A 21,435-nucleotide genomic window follows, 5' to 3' on the forward strand; every position below is an offset into this window, starting at 1 on the left:
TCGCTCACCGCATGCGCCGCAGCGGGGGCCGGGTGGTCTGCGCCGCGCCGGCCAGGGCTTCCGCCACGCCGGCAACGGTCGGGTCCATCATCACGTCCCGCAGGTTCAGCTCGACGCCCAGCTCGCTGCGGATCCGACTGAGCAAGCGGACGGCCAGCAGGGAGTGCCCGCCGAGGTCGAAGAAGTTGTCGTCATCGGTGACCGACGGCACCTCCAGGACCTCGGCGAAGAGTTTGCGCAGGATCGTCTCCCGCCCCCCGGCCGAGGCCGGCCCCGCCGCGCCCGGCTCTGCCGGGGCGGGCAGCGCGTCCGTGTCCACCGTGCCTGCGGCGGTCAGCGGCAGCGCGTCCAGCAGCACCAGTCGCCGGGGGACGAGGTAGTCGGGCAGCCGTTCGCTCCATGCCCGCCGGATGGCGTGGACTACGGTGCCGGACTGCCGGGGCACCACGTAGGCCAGCAGGCCGTCCTCGTCGGCCACCACGACGGCCTGGGACAGCAGGTCGCCGTCCGCCAGTCGGGCCGCTATCTCCGCCGGGTGCACCGGCACCCCGTCGATCAAAACCTGGTCCTCGACGCGGCCTGCGACGTGCAACTCTCCCTGCCGCGTCCACTTGGCCAGGTTCCCGGTACGCCGCAGACGCGTGCCCGGGGGTCCGAACGGGTTGGCCACCGTGTCCGCCGCCGGCCCTTCCGCGCTGACGTACAGCTCGCCCAGCACGCCGTACGGCACCGGCTGCAGCGCGTCGTCGAGCACGAACGACTGCCTGGCGTTGCCGGCCGCCATCAGATCGTGCCGGTCCTGCTCGCCGAGCACCGGCAGACGGCCGACTGGCAACGACGGGTCCGCGGCGGCCGCGGTGAGCAGCCGCTCCCAGGCGGCGACGAAGAATTCGATGGTCGCCCGGTCGAAGAGTTCGTCGGCGTACTGGATGAAGCCCTGCAGCCCCCGCTCGCTGCCGTTGTCGCCGAAGCGCTCGTTCACCTCGATGACCAGGTCGAACCGGGAGATCGGATTGAAGATCTCTTCGTCAGTGATGCCCAGGCCCGCGTAGTCGACCTTCGCGACGTTCTGCAGGACGAGCATGACCTGGAAGAACGGGTGGCGGGCCAGGGAGCGGTTGGGGTTGAGGGCCTCGACCAGGTAGTCGAAGGGCAGGTCCTGGTGGGTGTAGGCGTCGAGGTTGGTGGCGCGGGTCTGCTGCAGCAGCTCGGTGAAGGTGGGGTTGTCTGCCGTGCTGGTGCGCAGCACGAGGGTGTTGACGAAGAAGCCGATCAGCTTGTCCAGAGCGGGATCGGTACGCCCGGCGATGGGTGCGCCGATCGGGATGTCGGTGCCGGCTCCGAGGCGGGTCAGCAGGGCGGCCAGTCCGGCGTGGATGACCATGAACAGTGTGGCGTCGTGCCGCCGGGCCAGGCGGGTGAGGTCCCGATGCAGGGTGGCCGGCATGGTGAAGTGCGTGGTGGCGCCGTGATGGCTGGCGATGGCCGGCCGGGGCCGGTCGGTGGGCAGGACAAGGTGGTCCGGTAGCCCTTCGAGCTTCTGGCGCCAGTAAGCGAGTTGCTCGTCGCGTACGGTGCCGAGCAGCTTCTGCTGCCAGAGCGTGTAGTCGATGTACTGGACCGGCAGGGGCGCCCAGCCGGGGGGCTGTCCCTGCCGGCGAGCCTGATAGGCGGTGGTGAGGTCCTCGGCGAGGGGCGCGAAGGACCAGCCGTCGCCCGCGATGTGGTGCAGGGTCAGCAGCAGCACGTGTTGCCGGTCGTCCAGAGTGAACAGGTCCGCGCGCAGCGGTAGCTCACGGTCCAGGTGGAACGGCCGGCGCGCGGCGGCGGCGAGGTCGTCGGGCAACCGCGGCGCGGTGCTGTCGTGCCGCTGCAGTGGCACGGAGAAGTCTTCGAGGACGTGCTGGGTCGGTTCCCCCTCGACGACTCGGATCAGGGTGCGCAGGCTTTCGTGCCGGCCGATCAGATCACCTAACGCGGCGTGCAGGGCGTCGTGGTCGATCGGGCCGTCGAACCGCAGCGCATTGGGCAGGTTGTAGGTGGCACTCGGACCTTCGAGCTCGGCCAGGAACCACAGGCGGCGCTGCGCGTAGGACAGCGGGGGTCCGGCCGGCCGCGGCCCGGCGGTCAGCGCGGGCCGGCTCCCGCCGGTTGCCTCGGTGAGGCGGGCAGCGAGGGCGGCGATGGTGGGTGCCTCGAAGATGGCCCGGGTGGGCAGCTCGGTGTTCAGGGTGGCCCGGATCCGGCTGACCAGCCGGGTAGCGAGCAGCGAATGCCCGCCGAGCTGGAAGAAGTTGTCGTCGATCGTCACGCCGGCGGTGCCGAGGACGTCGGCGAACAGGTCCGCGAGCGTCGTCTCCGTCGCGGTGCGCGGCGCCCGCCCGCTGCTGCCGGCGGGGCTCTGCGGCACGGGCAGGGCCTTGCGGTCGATCTTCCCGTTCGGGGAGACCGGCAGGCTGTCCAGCACCACGAACACGGCCGGCACCATGTGCGGCGGCAGCAGGGACTCCGCCGTCTTGTGCGCGTCCTGCGGGTCGACCGGCCCGGCCAGGTAGGCCACTAGCCGCTCGTGGCCGGCTGTGTCGGCGCGCAGCATCACCACCGCGTCGCGGGTGCCTGGCGTGGTCCGCAGCGCCGCCTCGATCTCCCCCAGTTCGACCCGCCGCCCGCGGATCTTCACCTGGTGGTCGGTCCGGCCGAGGAACTCGAGCTGTCCGTCGGGAAGTCTGCGTACGAGGTCGCCGGTGCGGTACAGGCGCGCGCCAGCCCGGCCGGAGAAGGGATCCGGCACGAACGCCAGCGCCGTGCCGACCGGATTGTCGAGATAGCCGAGTCCCACGCCCTGCCCGCCGACGTACAGCTCGCCGGCCGTGCCCGTCGGGGCCGGCTGGAGCGTCTGGTCCAGCACGTAGAGCTCGGTGTTGCGGACCGCCCGGCCGATCGGCGCGACCACGCCGGCGACGTCCGCCGCGCTTCGGATGAACCCGTGCGTCACGTCATCCGAGCACTCGGTGGGCCCGTACGCGTTAACCATCGGCACGCCGGGGAAATGCCGGAACCAGCGCCGGCACAGGTCGGCGGAGAGGGCCTCGCCGGTGACCAGCAGCCAGCGGAGCGTCTCCAGCCCGGGCAGCGGCGCGCCGTCGTCCCAGGCGTCCAGCGCGGCGCGCAGCAGCGACGGCACCACCTCCAGTACTGTGGCCCGCTCCCGGTCGGTCTGCCGGAACAGCGCCACCGGGTCGAGGGCGGTGTCGTCGTCGACGACCAGGACGCAGCCGCCGACGGTAAGCGCCGCGAGCATCTGCCACACCGAGACGTCGAAGGTCAGCGGGGCGTTTTGCACCACGACGTCGGCGGCGACCAGGTCGAGGTCCTCGTTCTTGGCCGCCAGATGGTTGACCATGCCGAGGTGATGGACGAGGGCGCCCTTGGGCAGTCCGGTACTGCCGGAGGTGTAAAGCAGATACGCCGCCTGATCCGGCTGGACCGGGGGCGGCTCGATGCCGGCCGGCTTGGCAACCTCGCCGAGGACGACGACTCGCACCCCCGCAGCCGTGGAGATCTCCGCGGCGGTCTCGGCGTGCTCGGGGCCGGCGAGCAGGACATCCGCCCCGCTCGACTGCAGCAGCGACGCGTTGCGGGCGGCCGGGGCTCGGGTGTCGAGCGGCAGGAAGGCGTGGCCGGCCCCGTGCGTGCCGAGCACCCCGACGATGACGTTGACGCCGCGCTCGGCGTAGATGGCGCATCTGCCGCCCGGCGGGATGCCGAGGGACAACAGCTGACGGGACAGCGCGCCGGCTCGGCCGACGAGCTCCGCATAGGTGATGCGGACGCCGTCCGCGATCACCGCTGGCGCCTCGCCGTGGGCCGCCGCCAGCTCGTGCACCCGCTCCAGCAGGCTGCTCATGGCGTCGGGCCGGTGCGCCCCGGTCAGCTCGGTGATGAGCCGGGCCCGCTCGTCGGGACCCAGTATCGACAGCCGGCCCAGCGCGCGCTCGGGGTGGCCGGAGATCTGCTCCAGGAGCCGGATGAGCCGGTCGCCGATGGTCTTGGCCTCGGCCGCGGCGAACAGGTCCGGCCGGTAGTCGATTTGCAGCTGCCAGTCGGGGAACGGGATGGCCACGAGCCGGAGCGGGACGTGGGCCGCGTCGTGCACGTCGGCACCGGCCAGCGACAGCCCCGCGCCGAGGTTCTTGAACTTCGCCAGGTCCAGCGGGTAGTTCTCGACAATCACCACCGTGTCGTAGAGCTGGCTCAGGCCGGCCGTCCGCTGGATATCGGTCAGGCCCAGGTGCTGGTGAGGCAGCAACTCGGCCTGCTGCTCCTGCAGCTCGGCGAGCAGCTCGACCACCGGACGCGACGCCCGCGGGCGAACCCGGACCGGCACGACGTTGATGAAGGAGCCGATCATTTCCTCGGCGCCGGCCACCTCGTCGGACCGGCCGCTGACGGTGGCGCCGAAGCACACGTCGTCCCGGCCGGTGAGGCGCGCCAGCAGGATCGCCCAGGCGCCCTGGATGATCGTGTTCGCGGTGAGGCCGTGCCCCTTCGCCAGCCGGGTCATCGCCGCCGCCAACTCGGCTGGCAGCACGATCGTGTGCTTGTGCGGCATGACCGGCAGCCGGGCCGGGTCGGCCGGGGCGACCAGCGTCGGCTCGGTCAGGCCGGCCAGGGCCGCCCGCCATGCCTCCCGGGCTTTCTCGGCGTCCTGCCCGACCAGCCAGGCGAGGTGGTCGCGGTGCGGCACCGGAGCCGGCAGCGCGCCGGCGTCGCCGCGCCGCTCGTACAGCCGGAAGAGCTCCTGCAGCAGCACCGGCATCGACCAGCCGTCCAGCAGGATGTGGTGGTTCGTGAGCAGCAGGCGCCACTGGTCGTCCGCGCTGCGGATGAGGGTGAAGCGAATCGACGCGGGCTGCGCCAGGTCGAAGCGCCGGTCCAGCTCCGCCGCGGTCAGCCGGGCCACCTCGACGTCCCGGCGCTCGGCGGGCAGTTCCCGGAGGTCCTCGAAGCGCCATGACGCGGCCACGCCCTCGACGATCAGCTGCACCGACTGGCCGTTGTCGCGCTGGCGGAAGGCGGCGCGCAAGGCCGCGTTGCGCCGTACCAGCGCGTCCGCGGCGGCCCGCATCGCGGCCGGGTCCAGGTCTCCAGCCAGGTCGAGGGAGTACTGGACGTGGTACACGTCCGGGCCCTCCCGGTCGTACAGGGCGTGGAACAGCACGCCCTCCTGGAAGGGCGTCAGTGGCAGGATGTCCACCACTCGGACCCGGTCCGCCACGTCACGCCTGCCGTTCCATTGCTTGGACCAGGCTCCTCGGCCGCATGTCGGTCCAGTTCTCGGACACGTAGGTCAGGCAGGCGGCGCGGTCAGCCTCGCCGAACACCACGGTCCAGCCGGCCGGCACGTCTACGAACGTCGGCCACAGGGAATGCTGACCCTCATCGTTCACGAGAACCACAAAGGGCGCACCCTCGTCGTCGAAAGGATTCGTCACAGCGATGCTCCGGTCCGTCTCGAATGGATTCCGGTACTGGCTTCCGGCAGGCTAACAATCGCTCCTAACACTCGACTTAGCTGCGGCTTAAGCGGCTGCATGGTGATCGGCAAAGAATGTCTTCAGGCCGGTTCGGGACCGATGACTGAATACCGCACCGGCCCGCATGATGTATGCGGCCATCAGCCCCGAGGAAAGTGCGGAGCCATGTGCGGAATCGCTGGGTATCTGGACCTCCGCGGGGACCACCCCGTCGACCAGGAGGTTCTGTCGGCGATGACGGCCACGCTGGAGCACCGGGGCCCGGACAGTGCCGGGCGGTTCACCGACCCGGGGATCGGACTGGGCTTCCGGCGGCTGAGCATCATCGACCTCACGACCGGCGCTCAGCCGATCACCAACGAGGACGGCAGCGTGGTCCTCGTCTGCAACGGCGAGATCTTCAACCACCGGGAGCTCCGGGACGGGCTGACCGCCCGCGGGCACACCTTCCGCACCGGAAGCGACGTCGAGGTTCTGGTCCACCTGTACGAGGAGCGCGGGACGGGGCTGCTCGACGTGATTCGCGGGCAGTTCGCCTTCGCGATCTACGACCGGGCGCGGCGCCGGCTCTTCCTGGCCCGGGACCACGTCGGGATCCTGCCGCTGTTCTACGCGCGGACCGCTGGCCATTTCGTCTTCGGCTCGGAGAACAAGACCGTCCTGAGTCACCCGGCCGTCCCGCGCGCGGTCGACCTGGCGGGCCTCGACCAGGTGCTCACGTTTCCCGGGCTGGTCAGCCCGCGCACCATGTTCGCCGGCGTGCACAGCCTGGAGAGCGGCCACTATCTTCTGGTCCAGGACGGGCAGGTGCGGAAGGTCCGCTACTGGGACCTGGACTATCCCGAACTCGGCGAGGGGCCCGCGGAACGGCCCGAGGAGTTCTACGTCGAGCGGCTGCGCGGCCTGCTCGCGACGTCGGTGCAGCGGCGGCTGCTGGCCGACGTGCCGGTGGGGTTCTACCTGAGCGGCGGACTGGACTCGTCGCTCATCGGCGCCCTGGTCGGCGAGGTCTCGCCGCACACCCGGCGCCACTCCTTCTCAATCGCCTTCCGCGACGCCGGCATCGACGAGTCGCCCTTCCAGCGGCTGATGGCGGCCAAGCTCTCCTCGGTCCATCACGAGGAGATCTTCGGCGTCGCGGACGCCGCCGAGAGCTTCCGCCGGATGATCCGGCACGCCGAGTGCCCGGTGAAGGAGACCTATAACACCTGCTCGCTGTCCCTGTCGGCCGCGGTGCGGCGCGCGGGGGTCCGGGTCATCCTCACCGGGGAGGGCGCCGATGAGCTGTTCGGCGGCTATCCCGGCTACCGCTTCGACCAGATCGACCGCACCGGCCTGCCGCACCGTCGCGGCGTCCTCGACCTGCTGGAGGCCGAGGCCCGGCAGCACCTGTGGGGCGACGAGAAGGTCTTTTACGAACGCGACTACCTGGCCTGGAGCGACACCAAGCTGGAGCTGTACTCGGCGGAGGCGGCAGCCGAATTCGACACCTTCGAGTGTCTGGCCCTGCCGCTCGTCGACCACGAGATGCTGCGCAACCGGCATCCGCTGCACCAGCGGTCCTACCTGGACTTCAAGCTACGGCTCTCCGACCACCTGCTGGCCGACCACGGCGACCGGATGGGACTCGCCAACGCCGTCGAGGCGCGCTACCCGTTCCTCGATCTGGACGTCATCGACTTCGCCCGGACCATACCTCCGCGCCTGATGGTGACCCCACAGGGCGGCGAGAAGCACCTACTCCGGCAGGCGGCGCACGGGCTGGTGCCCACCGAGATCATTCAGCGGGAGAAATTCGGCTTCCGGGCGCCCAGCAGCCCCTGGCTGTTGCGCCAGCATCCGGAATGGGCGAACGACCTGCTGTCACACGCCCGCATCAAACGACAGGGCTACTTCAATCCCGACACCGTCGAGCGGCTCAAATCCCAATACCTGAGCGCCGATTTCGACGTGCATCCGCATGTGGGCGACGACCTGCTGCTGGTCGTCCTCAGCTTCGGGGTGCTGCTCGATGAGTTCGACCTGCCCGACCACCATTGATTCCCGGCACTTGGCATGGCCGTAACGGAGGAAGGAAAGAGGATGGCTTTCGAGGCGATCCATTCGCTGGTCCGCACAGCGGCCGAGCGGTCGCCGGGACGCCGTGCGGTGTCGTCCCCCGAACGCACACTGACCTACGCGGCGCTGGAGAACGCGGCGAACCGGCTTGCCGGCCGGCTGAGCGCGGCGGGCGTCGGGCCCGGCCACCTCGTCCCGGTGCTCACCGCGAACCGGGACGAGACGATCATCGCCATCCTGGCCGTCCTGAAGATCGGTGCCGTCTTCGTCCCCGTCGACCTGGCGGCGCCCCAGGCGCGCAACGGCGACATCCTCGCCGGCACCGCCGCCGGGCACGCGATCGTGCAGGGCGCGGCCGCCGAGGAGTTCTGCGGTACGCACCTGCCGGGCGCCCGCCTGCTGTGCGCGGACGTGGGCGACCCGGATCAGGACACGCTCGACGCGGACGCGGTCCGGCACATCCCGGCGGCCGACGACCCGTGCTATGTCATGCACACCTCAGGCTCCACCGGCCGGCCGAAGGGCATCGTGGGCAGGCTCGGCGCCATCGACCACTACATCCGCTGGGAGACCGAGCTGCTCGGCGCACAGGACGGCTGGCGGGTCAGCCACCTCACCTCGCCTGCCTTTGACGCCATGCTGCGGGACCTGTTCGTCCCGCTCGCCAACGGCGGGACGGTGGTCATTCCGCCGCCGGACCTGCTCCTCGACCCACCCGGCCTGCTCCGCTGGATCGATGCGGAGCGCATCCAGCTGGTGCACTGCGTCCCGTCGATCTTTCGCGGCCTTGCCTCGGTGGACGGGCTCGAGCTGCAGCACCTGAGCTGCATCGCGATGTCCGGCGAGCGGCTGTCCCCCGCCGACGCGGCCCGGTGGTTCGAGCGGTACGGCGAGCGGATCCGCCTGCTCAACCTGTACGGCCCGTCGGAGACGACGATGACGAAGACCTACCGCTTCGTCACCGCTGAGGACACGCAGGCCGCCTCGATCCCGATCGGCCGGCCCATGCCGGAGACGGAGGTGCTGCTCCTCGACGCGGCCGGGCGGCCCTGCCGGGAGGGGCGGATGGGCGAGATCTACTTGCGGACGCCGCACCGGTCGCTCGGCTACCGCGACCTACCCGAGGAGACGGCCGCCGCGTTCGTCACCAACCCGCTGACCGGGGACCCGGCGGACGTGGTCTACCGCACCGGCGACTTCGGCCGTCTGCTGGCGACCGGCGAGCTGGAGTACATCGGCCGCAAGGACCACCAGGTCAAGGTCGGCGGCGTCCGGGTCGAACTGGGCGAGGTGGAGAGCGTGCTGCGCACCCACCCGGCCGTACGGGACGCGGCGGTGGTGGTGCATGAGCAGCCCGATGGGGCGTCCTCGCTGTGCGCCTTCCTCGAGCTGTCCAGCCCGTCAGACAACGATGAGATCCGCCGGCACGTCGCGCAGCGGCTGCTGCCCAGCGCCGTACCCGCCGTGCTGGTGCCGCTCGACCAGCTCCCGCGGACCATCAGCGGGAAGATCGACCGGCGCGCCCTGCCGGTTCCGGTGGTGCCGGCCGCCCAGGACGACCAAGAGGTCGTGCCGCCGCGCACGCCGACCGAGAAGGCCCTCGCCCGGCTGTGGGAGGAGCTGCTTCCGGTGGCGGAGGTGGGCGTCCGGCAGGACTTCTTCGACATGGGCGGGCACTCGCTGCTGGTCATGGCAATGCTCTCCCGGCTGCGCGCGGAGTTCGGCGTGGAGGTGCACCTCCAGGCGTTCCTCACCGCGCGCACCATCGAGGCGCTGGCCGAGCAGCTCGAGGAGGCCCTGGCGAGCGAGCCCGATCAGGCCGAGGACCTGCTCGACGCGCTGACCGACGTTGCGGGGGGTACGCGATGACGCAGGTGGAGCCGGCGACGCTGCAGCAGGGACAGGCGCGCGTTCTCGAGCAGGAGGTCGAGACGGCGATCCTGGCGCACGAGAACGTCGCGGACTGCGCCGTCGTGTACCAGGGCTCCGCGCCGGCCACCGAGGTGGCGCGGGCATGCGTGCGCTGCGGCATGGACGCCGCCTACCCCGGTGCGGACCTGGACGACGGCGGCACCTGTTACTTCTGCCGCCTCTACACCGGCAACGAAGCGGCGATCCACTCGTACTTCGGGGATGTCGACGGCTTCCTGCGGAAGGTGCGGGAAAAGACCGCGGGCGGCGCCCCGGAATACGACGTCCTGCTCCTGTTCAGCGGCGGCAAGGACAGCACGTACGTGCTGCACCGCCTGGTGGACCTGGGCTTGCGGGTGATGACATTCACCTTCGACAACGGATTCATCTCGCAGACCGCGCTACGCAATGTCGAGAACATCACCGCCAAGCTGGGCATCGAGCACGTCACCCTCGGCCGAGCGGACCAGAACCGGGTCTTCGTGGAGAGCCTCCGGCAGCACCAGAGCGTGTGCAACGGATGCTTTCGCTCGCTGCTGAGCCTGAGCACCGAACTGGCCGCGCAACGCAAGATCCCGGTCATCGTCACCGGCCTGTCCCGCGGCCAGATCATCGACGAGCGCCTGAGCTGGTTCTACCGGCGCGGCATCTTCGACCCGCGGGAGATCGAGGAGCAGCTGGCGGTCGGGCGCCGGGTCTACCACCAGATCGGTGAGCGGGTCGACCCGAACGCGGTCGAGGCGTCCGAGGTGGTCGACTTCTTCCGCTACAGCGACGTCAGCAAGGGCGAGATCCTGCGCTACCTGGCTGAGGAGGCGACCGCCTGGACGCAGCCCACCGACACCGGCTTCTGCAGCTCCAACTGCCTGATAAACGACGTCGGCGTGTACGTCCACAGTGCCGAGCGCGGCTACCACAACTACGAGTCGCCCACCCGCTGGGAGGTGCGGCTCGGCCACCTGGAGCGGGCAGCCGCGGACGAGGAGCTCCGCACGCCCGTGGACATCCCGCGGGTCCGGCGCATGCTCGCCAAGATCGGCTATACCGATCCGGCCGACCGGCAGCGCCTCGGTCGCCGTCTGGTGGCCTACTACGTGGCGAGCGGGCCGGTCACCGCGGGTACGCTGCGCAGCTTTTCCGCGCGGACCCTGCCGGACTTCCTCGTTCCCGAGCAGTGGGTGGCGGTCGACCGCATCCCTCGCGACGGCGGCGTGCTGCAGCGGCAGGAACTGCCCTCCCCGGCCCCGGCCGCCGTCGAGCCGAAACCCCCTCAAGCATCCGCCGAGTCGTTCCCGCTAACCCCCGCGCAGCAGCAGATCCTGGCGGAGAGCGGCACGCCCGGACGGGTCGCCCTGGTCGGGCTGCCGGACGACGCAGACCTCGCCAAGGTCCGCCGCGCGGTGCTGCGGCTCATGCTGCGCCACGACGCGCTCCGGCTGCGCTTCGTGCCGCCCGGCCCGGACGGCGGGTGGACGCAGGTCGACGGCGGCATCGGGCGCATCGCCGTGCCGCGGGTCGACCTCAGCGGGCGCCCCGAGCCGCGCATCGACCTGCTGCCGACCGTGGCGGACCGGCTGCTCGCACAGCTGGACCCGGTGGCCGGCCCGGTGGTGCGCTGCGCGGTCGTCGACACCGACGACGCACGCCTGCTTCTGTTCGCCGCGCACGCCCTGGTCCTCGACGTCCGCTCGTTCCGGCTGCTGCTGACCGATCTAGCCGACGTGTGGGACTGGCTCGACGACGCGGCTCCCGAGCCGCCGCCGGCCGGATCGTTCCTCGCCCAGCTCGACCGGACATCACCGCCCACCGCCCAGCCCGCGGAGATCACCGCCGTGCTGGCCGTGATCGGCGCGCCCCCGCTCACCGTGGACGTCGTCGACCACACGGCGGGGTCCACGACCACGCTCGGCCCGTTTCTCGCCGTCGGGCCCGTCGCCGGGCCGGACATCGCGCCCATCCGGCTGCATTACTTCGGGCCGTTCGGGGCGGAGGCCAGCCAGGCCGAGCCATTCCAGCCCTCAGCCCTGCCGGGCCACGGCCTGGCCGCGCTGCCGGCCGTGTATCCGCTGGAGCTCGGCGTGAGCCTGATCGACGGACGACTCCGTCTGCACTGGACCGGCGGGCCGGCTGCCGGTGTCGATCCCGCCCGGATCGCAGCCCGGCTGGAGCGGCCGGCCGGCAACCTCTCGGCCGGCGATTCCCCGGCCGCATGACGATCCGGCGAAACCTCGGCGTCCTCGGCGGGATGGGTCCGGCCGCGACGGCCGAGTTCCTCCGCCTGCTGGCCGCCGAATCGCCGGCTACCAGCGATCAGGAGCACCCGCGCGTACTCCTGATCTCCGAGCCGGCCATCCCGGACCGCAGCGCCGCAGTACTTGCCGGCCGGTTGGACCCGCTGGCCCCGATCCGGGCGGGCCTGCTGGATCTCGTGCGCTGGGGGGCAGACCTGCTGGCCGTCCCCTGCAACACGGCGCACGTCTTCATCGACCGGATCGGCGACGAGCTGCCGCTGCCCCTGGTGCACATCGTCGACGCGACGCTGCGGGAGGCCGTCCGGCGGGCGCCCGGCGGCGGCTGGCTCGCGGCCACCACCGGCACCGTGGCAAGCGGTCTCTACCAGCACCGGGCCCGCCGGCTGGGTTACCCGCTGCACGTGCCCGGCGCCGCGGCTCAGGCTGCCATTCAGCAGACAAGCGTCCTGGTCAAGGCCGGACGGACGGCCGAGGCCGGGCAGGTGTTCGCGGCGGCGACCCGCGGGCTGTGGCGCCAGCACCGGGTTCCGGTGCTGGCCGCCTGCACCGAACTGCCCATCGCGTACGAAGCCGCCGGCCTGCCCGCCGACGCCATGGTGTCCAGCCTCCAGGCTCTCGCGCTGGCGTGTCTCGACCGGCTGCGCGGCGAGTCGGGCACGCCGACGCTCATCCGGCCGGGAGTGATGCCAGGGTGAACCAGTCCTTCTTCTCGGCGCCGCGCTCCAACTGCTGCGCCAGCTCCGCCTCGTGGCGCTCGTCGACCGCGACGGTCACGCCGAGGCGCTGCAGCAACCGCTGAAGCGACAGCACCAGCCACCCGCCGTCGGCGAAGGCACCGCCGAGGCGATCCCGATTGTCGAGCCAGATCAGCAGGCATGACACGGCGGCGTGGTGGGCACAGTGCTCCCGCGCGGCCGTGATGGCGGCGACCGAGCTTGACTGCCAGGACTCGGTGGCCGTGATGCGGTGGTGCAGGGCGGCGCGCAGCTCGCTCAGCCTGGCGCACAGGTCCAGAATCTCGGCGCTGGCCGCGGGCGGGCGCGGCCCCCGCAGCAGCGCCTCGGCGCGGCGGACGGCGAGTGGCCAGGCCCCGGTGATCTCGTCCAAGCCGCCGTTGGCCAGGCGCAGCCGTCGCCCGTCGGGGTGCCACGCCGCGGTGTTGTCGCCCAGGTCGAACAGCTGCCGCAGCAGGTCCTGCGCCGCGTCGTCCGGCTCGCCGGCGCCGGCCACCACGGCGGGCAACTGCTCGGCGATCCAGTGCAGGTTCACGTGGGTGGTGCCCTCGAACACGCTCGCGATCGCATGGTCGCGCTGCAGCTTCTGGAAGGCGCCGGAGGCGACGCCCTCGCGCAGGTAGCTGCGGGCGCCCATCACCACGCCGACGTTGTGCACCGTCTCTTCGGCCATGACCGGAACCAGGTACTTCGCGATCGCGGACCAGAGGCTCAGCCGCTCCGGCGCGAGCACCAGCGCCCGGGAGATCGGCAGCGTCGTGCACTCACCGATGAAGAGGTTGACGTGCTCCTGTACGAGCTGATGCCGGATGATCGGAATGGCGAAGATCCGATCGCCGTACAGGCGTCGGTCCATCGCGTAGCCGAGCCCCATGCGCAGCACCGCGTCCATCACGCCCAGCGACATCGCCGCGATGGCCGTCCGGGTGATCTGCAGGGTCTTGAGCACCTGGGTCACCCCGATGCCGGGCGGCCCGACCAACGCGTCACCCGGCAGCACGGCATCGTGGAACTCGACTCCGCTCAGGTCGTGCCCCTTGAGGCCGAGGGTGCGCACGAACGGCAGGTTGCGCACCGCGCCGTCGGACAGCTGCTGCTTGTCCACCAGAGCCAGCGAGAGGTCATGCTCGCCGGTGCGGGCCAGCACGGTGACGAACCGGGCCCGGGTGGCGTTGCCCACTGGCCACTTCGCCGCGTTCAGGCGGAAGCCGCCGTTCTCGCGGACCAGGGTCCCCTCGGTGGACAGCAGGTCGCTGCCGTGATCGGCCTCGGACACCCCGAAGCAGGCCAGCCCACCGGACAGCAGCTCGCCCGCGAGCTCCCGCTTCTGCCGCGCGCTGCCCCACAGCCACACCGGGTTCGCCGCCAGCAGGGTGGAGCCGTACATCACGGCGATCGTCGGGTTGCGCCGGGACAGAACCCGGCAGACGTGCAGCAGCTCGTCCAGGGTGCGCAGCCGGCCACCCTGCTCCACCGGCACGAGGAGTTCGTGGAACCCCCACTTCTCGATCGTCGAGCGGGCGTTCGGCGGCAGTTCCGAGGCCTCGTCACCGGCGACGATCTCGTCGTAGGAGAACGGCGTCCCGCCCGCGTAGGGGTCGCCCAGGTAATCGTCGAAGGCACCCGCCAGCACCTGGGCGGGGGACAACAATCCAGTCACCTATTCACCCTCGCGATTCGCTGGCAGGGCCTCGAGGTATTCGACGAGCTTGTTGACCGTGGGATAGCCCCACGTCGCCTGCATGTAATCGATTTCTACGCCGAGTTTGGTCTCCAGGTCGGCCAGCAGACTGACGGCGTAGACGGAGTTCATGCCATAGTGTGCCAGCTCGGTGTCCGGATCGATGGTGTCCGCCGGCTGGTCCAGATAGAACGCGATCCGCTCCCGCAACCAGGACTGAAGCTCACTCGTGCTCCCGATATCAAGGCTCTTTGTCATCGCTATTTTCCTCCGGACGCGGCACTGGGTATCGCGGGCGAGACTGTCAGGACAGTAACAGCGGGCCATAAAAGGCACCTTAATCGGCGCTTAAGAGCGACCGGGACCGGCGGCAAATCCAGGTCCGGCGGGCCGCGAATTCCTCTTATCGTATTCTCCGGCGGCAGCATTCCTCGCGAAGGGACGATCATGCGGTTCGGTCTGTTCTACGAGCTTCAGCTCCCTCGGCCGTGGCGGCCTGACTCAGAGCTGCGCATCGTGCACGACACGCTGAAGCAGATCGAGCTGGCCGACCGGCTCGGCTTCGACTACGCGTGGGCCGTGGAGCATCACTTCCTCGAGGAGTACAGCCACTGCTCGGCGCCCGAGGTGCTGCTCGGCGCCGCGAGCCAGCGCACCGAGCGGATACGGCTCGGCCACGGCATCATGGTGCTTCCGCCGGGGATCAACGCACCGGCCCGGGTGGCCGAGCGGATCGGCATGCTCGACCTGCTGTGCAACGGCCGGGCCGAGTTCGGCACCGGCGAGTCCAGCACCGAGGTCGAGCTGGGCGCGTTCGGCATCGAGATGTCGGCCAAGCGAGCGCAATGGCGGGAGTCGATCGACGCGGTCACCCGCATGTTCGTCGAGGAGCCGTTTGCCGGGTACGACGGCACGTACGTGCAGATGCCGCCGCGCAACATCGTGCCGAAGCCGCTGCAGAAGCCGCACCCTCCGATGTGGACCGCGTGCAGCAAGCGGGAGAGCCTCACGCACGCCGCCCGGCACGGCCTCGGCGCCCTCACCTTCTCCTTCGTCGCACCGGACGAGGCCGAGAAGTGGATCGGCGACTACTACGCGACCATCGAGTCGGAGGACTGCGTGCCGGCCGGCTACTCGGTCAATCCCCAGGTCGCCATGACGCTCTACCTGATGTGCCACGAGGACGAGGCCACCGCGCGCGAGCGCGGGCTGGCCGACCACCGGTTCTTCGCCCGGTCGCTCGCCTACTACTGGGGTCTGGGCTCGCACGTGCCCGGGAAGGGCGACCTCGCTCGCGACCTCGGGCTCGACACGCCGCGAGACCAGGTCGACAAGGAGTTTCCCGCGGTGCTCGAGGGCGCGTACAGCGGCATCGGCACCCCGGAGCAGATCCGCAGGACGCTCCGCGAGTACGAGGCGGCCGGCGTGGACCAGATCCTGCTGATCGCCCAGTCCGGCCGGATCAAACACGAGCACATCTGCTCCTCGATGGAGCTGTTCGCCCGCGAGGTGATGCCGGAGTTCGCCGAGCGGCACGAGAGCGCGGAGCTGGCCAAGGCCAAGCGGCTGGCCCCGGCGATCGAGGCCGCGCTGGCCCGCCGCACCGCCGCCCGCGAGGTGGACCCGGAATACCGGGTGCCCCGTACCGCCATGCCGACCGCGTTGCCGCGTTCTGCGGTGCAGAAGGGCTGAGATACGCATGCAGTCACGGCTCCCGCTCTCGGCCGCGCAGTCCGGCGTGTGGACGGCGCAGTACCTGAACCCGGACGACCGCTCCTACACCGCCGGCCAGTACGTGGAGATCACCGGCCCGCTCGATCGGTCCGCCATGCACCGGGCCGTGCGCCGGGTGATGGAGGAGTCCGAGGCGATCCGGCTGCAGGTGTCCTTCGATGATGACGGCTTCCATCAGGTTGTCGCGCCGGCCCAGGACATGGACTTCCCGCACGTCGACCTGACCGGTACGGCTGAGCCCCGGCAGGCCGCGGTGGATTGGATGGCCGCCGACATCGACCGCCCGGCCGATCTCACCGGGCGGAACCTGTTCGCAACCGCCCTGCTCGCCCTCGGCGACGAGCACTGGATCTGGTACATGCGCGGGCACCACGTCGTCATCGACGGGTACGGCGCTGGCCTGCTCGCCCGCCGGGTCGCCGAGCTCTACACCGCCGACGTGACCGGGGCCCGCTGCCCCGAGGCATCCTGGGCGACGGTCGAGGAACTCCTGGAGGAGGAGGCCGGCTACCGCGGCTCGGCGGACTACGAGCGTGACCGGACCTTCTGGAACGACCACCTCGCCGACCGGCCCGAGGTCGCCGGTTTCGCGGACACCGTGTCGCTGCCCGGCAACGGCCAACTGCGCCTGACCCGTACGATCCCGCCGTCGGCCCTGGAATCGCTGACCGCCGCCGCGGGCCTGTCCAGCCAGGGCTGGCCGGGTGCGTTCTTCGCCGGGGTCGCCGCCTACCTGCACCGCACCACAGGCGCGCGCGACATCGTCCTGGGAATGACGGTGACCGCGCGGCGCACGCCCGCCGCCCTCCGGACGCCGTGCATGATGTCGAACGTCCTGCCGCTGCGGCTCACCGTCGAACCGGGCGCGACCGTCGTGGACCTGATCCGGGCCGTCGGCCTGCAGACTCAGCGGCTGGTCCGGCATCAGCGGTACAACCAGGAGTTCCTCCGGCGCGACCTGGGTTATCTCGACTCCGGGCGCCGCCTGTACGGACCTGAGGTCAACGTCCTGCCGATCGACCAGCGGTTCGACTTCGCCGGGACACCGGCAACGCTGCGCTACGTGTCGTACGGCCCGGTCGAGGACATCGCCTTCACCGCGCACCCGGGAGCCGGCCCGGACCTGGTGCTCGACCTCGCGGCCACGGCGCGCAGCTACACCGCGGACGACCTCGACCTGCACGCCGACCGCGTGCTGGCTTTCCTGGACCGGCTGGCCGCCGACCCGCACCGCCCGATCGCCGACACCGAGGTCCTGCTGCCCGCAGAGAGCAAGCGGGTGCTGGTCGACTGGAACGCCACCGACGAGGGCGAGTCCTTCGAGAACGTCGTCCAGCGCATCCGGAAGGTCGCCGCGGAGTCACCCCGGGCCGTCGCGGCGGTGGATGACCGGACCATCCTGGATTACGCCGCGCTGGTCGGCTGGGGCAGCGCGATCTCCGGCAAGCTGCGGCAGGCGGGCGCCGGCCCGGAGGTGCTCGTCGGCGTGCTGACCGGCCGGGGTGTGCAGGTCGTCGCGTCCATGCTGGGCATCTGGGGCGCGGGCGCGGCGTACGTCCCGCTGGATGTGGATGCCGCACCGACCCGGAACGCCTCGCTCGTCCACGACAACGGCATTGCTCTTCTGCTCGTGGAGCCTGAGCACGCCGGGCTGGCGGAGGCGATCGCCGCCGCTGCGGACCGGCCGATCGAGATCGTGGTCCTCGACGAGGACCGCGACGCCCCGAACAACCTCGGTCCGCTGGCCGGGGACGACGACTATCTCGCCTACGTCTACTTCACCTCCGGCTCCACCGGCCGACCGAAGGGCGCGATGGTCTCCCAGCACGGGATGATCAATCACCTTGTGGCGAAGGTCCGCGACCTCGGCATGACCGCCGCCGATTCGGTGGCGCACAACGCGCCGCTCACCTTCGACGTCTCGGTGTGGCAGATGGTCGCGCCGCTGCTGGTCGGCGGCCACACCCGGATCGTCGGCAACGAGATGGCCGCCGACCCGCTCGCACTGTTCCAGCTGATCGCCGCCGAGAAGGTCACCATCCTCGAGGTGGTGCCGTCCTTCATGCGCGCGACGCTCGCCGCATGGAGCGGCGGCGGGCCGGCCACCGCCGCGCCAGACCTGCCGGCCTTCCGCTGGTACATCGTGAACGGCGAAGTCCTGCCGCCGGAGATGTGCGTGCGCTGGTTCGCCCTCCACCCGAATGCCAACATCATCAACGCGTACGGCGCCACCGAGTGCTCCGACGACGTCTCGCACGCCGTGCTCACCAAGGATTCCCCGTACGACGTGGCCCGGGTGCCGGTCGGCCACCCGCTACGCAACACCCGCCTATACGTGCTGGACGACAACTTGCGGCCGGTGCCGCTCGGCATGCCGGGCGAGCTCTACATCGGCGGCATCGGCGTGGGCCGCGGCTACCTGGCCGATCCGATGCGGACCTGCACGAAGTTCCTCCCCGACCCGTTCGCCGGCGACACCGGCGCCCGGATGTACCGGACCGGCGACCGGGTGCGCTACTTCCCCGACGGGCAGCTCGACTTCCTCGGCCGCCGCGACTTCCAGCTGAAGATCCGCGGACAACGGATCGAGCCCGGCGAGGTGGACGCGGTCCTGCGCGGCGCGCCGGGCGTGACCGACGCCGTGGTCGTCGCGGTGGACGGCCCGGCCGGGCAGAAGGTCCTGATCGGCTACGTCGTCGGCGGCTCCGATCTGCAGGCCCTGCGCGCATACGCCGCCGACCAGCTGCCCGACTACGCCGTACCGACCGTGCTCGTCCCGCTGGACGCCCTGCCGCTGAACCAGAACGGCAAGGTGGACCGCAAGGCGCTGCCGCCGGTGGACCTGGCGTCCGGGTCCGGTGGCCGCGCGCCGGCCACGCCCCAGGAGAACGACCTGTGCCGGATCTTCGGCGACGTCCTGGGCATCGCCCGGATCGGCGCCGACGACGACTTCTTCGTGCTCGGCGGCGACAGCATCCTGGCCATCCAGGTGGCCGCGCGGGCCCGCAACTCGGGCATGCTGCTGACCCCCAGGGACGTGTTCCGGCATCGGACGCCCGCCCTGCTGGCCGGCGCGGCGTCGACCGCGACGCCTGAGGACGCGGGCGCAGCCGCGCCGGACGACGGCACCGGCCGGGTCCCGGCAACGCCGGTCATGCACTGGCTGCGCGAGATCGGCGGCGACGTCCAGGGCTTCCACCAGAGCTTGGTGGTGAAGGTACCGCCGCTCGGCGAGGAGCAGCTGATCGCCGCGGTCCAGGCGGTGCTCGACGGGCACGACGCGCTGCGGGCGCGCCTGATCAGCAGCGGCGACGGCACGGTGTGGGGCCTGTCCGTCCCACCGGTCGGAGCGGTTGACGCCCGCAACTGCGTACGGCGGGTGACCGGTGGAGATCTGAGCAGCGAGTTCGTTCAAGCCCGCGGTCGGCTGGATCCCGCGGCGGGGCGGATGCTGGAAGTGGTCTGGTTCGCCGACGCGGGCCAGTTGCTGCTAGTCGCCCACCACCTGGCGGTGGACGCCGTGTCATGGCACATTCTGCTAGCCGACCTGGCCGCCGCCGGGCAGGCCACCGTGGACCGGCCCGTGACGTCCGTCAAGCGCTGGGCCGAGCAGCTGGTGCTGGCGGCCCAGGACCCCGCGCTGGCGGACACCCTGGCGGTCTGGACCGGCATGCTGGTGCCGGACGCGCCCACGCTGGCCAGCCGCCCCCTCGATGCGGAACGGGACCGGGCCGGCAAGGTGGAGTCGCTGGTGCGCACCCTTGGCGCCGATGAGACCGAGGCGCTCCTCGACCGGGCCGCCCAGGCGTTCGGCGCTGACGCGCAGGATGTGCTCGTCACCGGCCTGGCGATGGCGCTCACCGAGGTCACCGGCAGCCGCACGGGCGTACCGATCGACCTCGAGGGCCACGGCCGCGAGGACGTCGTGCCCGGCCTGGACCTGATCCGCACCGTCGGGTGGTTCACCAGCATCTATCCGGTGCGCTTCGACCTCGCCGGCGACCTCCCTCCTGGCGTCCGCGCGGTCGAGTCAGTCAAGCGGGTGAAGGAGCAACTGCGCGCACTGCCCCTCCGGGGGGTCGGGTACGGGCTGCTGCGCTACCTCAACCCGGTGACCCGCCCGGTGCTGGCCGCGCTGCCGGCCCCCGAGGTCCGGTTCAACTACCTCGGCCGGTTCCGGATGGCCAGGGGCGGCGACGATTACTGGCTGACCGACGAGAACTCCTTCGCGCTGACCCATCAGCCGCCGCAGATGCCGCTGACCCACGCCCTGGACGTCGTGGCGATCGTCCAGATGGAACCGGGCGGTCCCCGCCTGTCCCTGCGGATGACCTGGCCGGAAAAGGTCCTCGACGAGGGAAAGGCCGGCGAGATCGCAGACCGCTGGCTCGCCATCCTTCACGAACTGGGTGACTATGTCACCCGGACCGGGGCCAACGGACTCACCCCTTCGGACGTGGCGCTGGTCGAACTGGAACAATGGGAGATTGAGGAGTTCGAGGCGCAATTCGGATAGGAGAACGATGCACGATTTGATGACCGTGCCGGTGGTGGTGTCCTCCTCCCGCACCGAGCGAGCGCTGACCCTGGGCACCGCCCTCGCCATCGCCGTGGTCCTCGTGCCGGAGAGCCCCGCCCTCACTCTGGCTGGCGGCATCGCCCTGCTGCTCATCACGCTGGTCGCGGCCCTGCGGCCGTCGCCCGCCGTGCTCCGCCTGGTGATCTGCTGCGACCTGGTCGCATTCCTGTTCTCCCTGTACGTGTTCGCAGGCTTGCCGCCGGCGCTGGTCACGACGCTGTTCGTGGTCGCGCCGGCGGTGGCGGGCTGGGTGCTGCACCGGCGCGGACTGCTGCGTCCGATTGCGCCGTGGCTGAGGTGGGGTCCGCTGACGCCCGGCGGGATCGCGCTCTTCATCGCTGTCGTCGTCACCAGCGTCCTCGGGCTGTTCCTCTGGACCCTCATCGACGATCCCAAGCTCTCGGAGTTCCTGGGCCAGTTGCAGCACGCCTCCCCGTGGCAGGCGTTCGCCGTGATCCTGGGATTCGCCCTCGTCAATTCGGCCTGGGAGGAGCTGCTGTTCCGTGGCGTTCTGCAGACCGAACTCATCAACACCTGGGGAATCCACCTGGCACTGGTGATCGAGTCGGTGGCGTTCGGCATCTCGCACGCCAACGGCATCCCTTCCGGGCCGCTCGGCATCGTGATGGCCGGGGTGTGGGGCTACCTGCTCAGCGTGATCCGGCTGCGGACCGGCGGCATCGGCTATCCGTTCGCCGCCCACGTGGTCGCCAACACCACGATCGGCCTCCTGATCTATCTACAGGTCTGATGCAGCCGCTGCGCGGTTAACGATGGCTGCTAGGCGATGTGTAAACCATGTCGTGGGACGCATCTCTCAAGCATGTGGTGGGACACGCCGGCAGCCGGTGTCCAATCTCGGGACCTGTGTGACAGATCAGTCTCAGGACCTGACACTTTGTCGAGGGCTTGCCTGCCGGCCGGCTGCCAGGTTGCTTACCGCAGGGCG

At 70.8% G+C, this 21,435-nt stretch carries 11 protein-coding genes; 7 read left to right on the forward strand and 4 right to left on the reverse strand.

The annotated features are described in order from the left end of the window. Positions 1 to 4 precede the first annotated feature (4 nt). Together ABZ783_RS34805 and ABZ783_RS34810 are read right to left on the reverse strand one after the other, a co-directional pair. Complete coding sequence (locus tag ABZ783_RS34805) at positions 5 to 5,278, reverse strand: amino acid adenylation domain-containing protein (RefSeq protein ID WP_357446536.1); 5,274 nt, start codon at positions 5,276 to 5,278, stop codon at positions 5 to 7. A gap of 1 nt (position 5,279) precedes the next feature. Next, positions 5,280 to 5,495: an MbtH family protein gene (locus ABZ783_RS34810; RefSeq protein ID WP_357446539.1), complete on the reverse strand. Its 216-nt coding sequence runs from the start codon at positions 5,493 to 5,495 to the stop codon at positions 5,280 to 5,282. 207 nt (positions 5,496 to 5,702) lie between these two features. On the opposite strand from ABZ783_RS34810, the gene asnB reads away from it, so the two are divergent. From asnB to ABZ783_RS34830, 4 genes are read left to right on the forward strand one after another with little or no spacing between them, the layout of a single operon-like run. Beyond that, positions 5,703 to 7,577 (forward strand): asparagine synthase (glutamine-hydrolyzing), encoded by a 1,875-nt coding sequence (gene asnB, locus ABZ783_RS34815; protein ID WP_357446542.1) that lies wholly within the window; start codon positions 5,703 to 5,705, stop codon positions 7,575 to 7,577. Between the two features lie 42 nt (positions 7,578 to 7,619). Then, on the forward strand, positions 7,620 to 9,464 hold the full coding sequence (locus ABZ783_RS34820; protein WP_357446545.1) for a non-ribosomal peptide synthetase: 1,845 nt from the start codon (positions 7,620 to 7,622) through the stop codon (positions 9,462 to 9,464). After that, positions 9,461 to 11,719 carry a 7-cyano-7-deazaguanine synthase gene (locus ABZ783_RS34825; RefSeq protein ID WP_357446548.1) on the forward strand — a complete coding sequence of 753 codons (2,259 nt, stop codon included), beginning with the start codon at positions 9,461 to 9,463 and terminating at the stop codon, positions 11,717 to 11,719. Before ABZ783_RS34820 ends, ABZ783_RS34825 begins: the two co-directional genes overlap by 4 nt. After that, positions 11,716 to 12,453, forward strand: a complete 738-nt coding sequence (locus ABZ783_RS34830; RefSeq protein WP_357446551.1) for an amino acid racemase — start codon at positions 11,716 to 11,718, stop codon at positions 12,451 to 12,453. The genes ABZ783_RS34825 and ABZ783_RS34830 overlap by 4 nt, the downstream gene beginning before the upstream one ends. Here the strand turns inward: ABZ783_RS34830 and ABZ783_RS34835 are convergent. Further along, positions 12,425 to 14,152 carry an acyl-CoA dehydrogenase family protein gene (locus ABZ783_RS34835; protein ID WP_357446554.1) on the reverse strand — a complete coding sequence of 576 codons (1,728 nt, stop codon included), beginning with the start codon at positions 14,150 to 14,152 and terminating at the stop codon, positions 12,425 to 12,427. The two genes, ABZ783_RS34830 and ABZ783_RS34835, sit on opposite strands and share 29 nt — an antisense overlap. Further along, positions 14,153 to 14,431, reverse strand: a complete 279-nt coding sequence (locus ABZ783_RS34840) for an acyl carrier protein (protein WP_357446557.1) — start codon at positions 14,429 to 14,431, stop codon at positions 14,153 to 14,155. 189 nt (positions 14,432 to 14,620) lie between these two features. Here ABZ783_RS34840 and ABZ783_RS34845 point away from each other — a divergent pair, with 189 nt between their 5' ends. Genes ABZ783_RS34845 through ABZ783_RS34855 form a run of 3 tightly spaced genes read left to right on the forward strand, consistent with a single transcriptional unit; the run spans position 14,621 to position 21,237 of the window. Further along, positions 14,621 to 15,865, forward strand: coding sequence for an LLM class flavin-dependent oxidoreductase (locus ABZ783_RS34845; RefSeq protein WP_357446560.1), 1,245 nt, complete (start codon positions 14,621 to 14,623; stop codon positions 15,863 to 15,865). Between the two features lie 7 nt (positions 15,866 to 15,872). Continuing rightward, positions 15,873 to 20,423, forward strand: coding sequence for an amino acid adenylation domain-containing protein (locus tag ABZ783_RS34850; RefSeq protein ID WP_357446563.1), 4,551 nt, complete (start codon positions 15,873 to 15,875; stop codon positions 20,421 to 20,423). A 7-nt stretch (positions 20,424 to 20,430) separates the two neighbouring features. Continuing rightward, on the forward strand, positions 20,431 to 21,237 hold the full coding sequence (locus ABZ783_RS34855; protein ID WP_357446566.1) for a type II CAAX endopeptidase family protein: 807 nt from the start codon (positions 20,431 to 20,433) through the stop codon (positions 21,235 to 21,237). Positions 21,238 to 21,435 lie beyond the last annotated feature (198 nt).

The sequence above is a fragment of the Micromonospora sp. NPDC047738 genome (assembly GCF_040642675.1).
Classification (GTDB): Bacteria; Actinomycetota; Actinomycetes; order Mycobacteriales; family Micromonosporaceae; genus Micromonospora.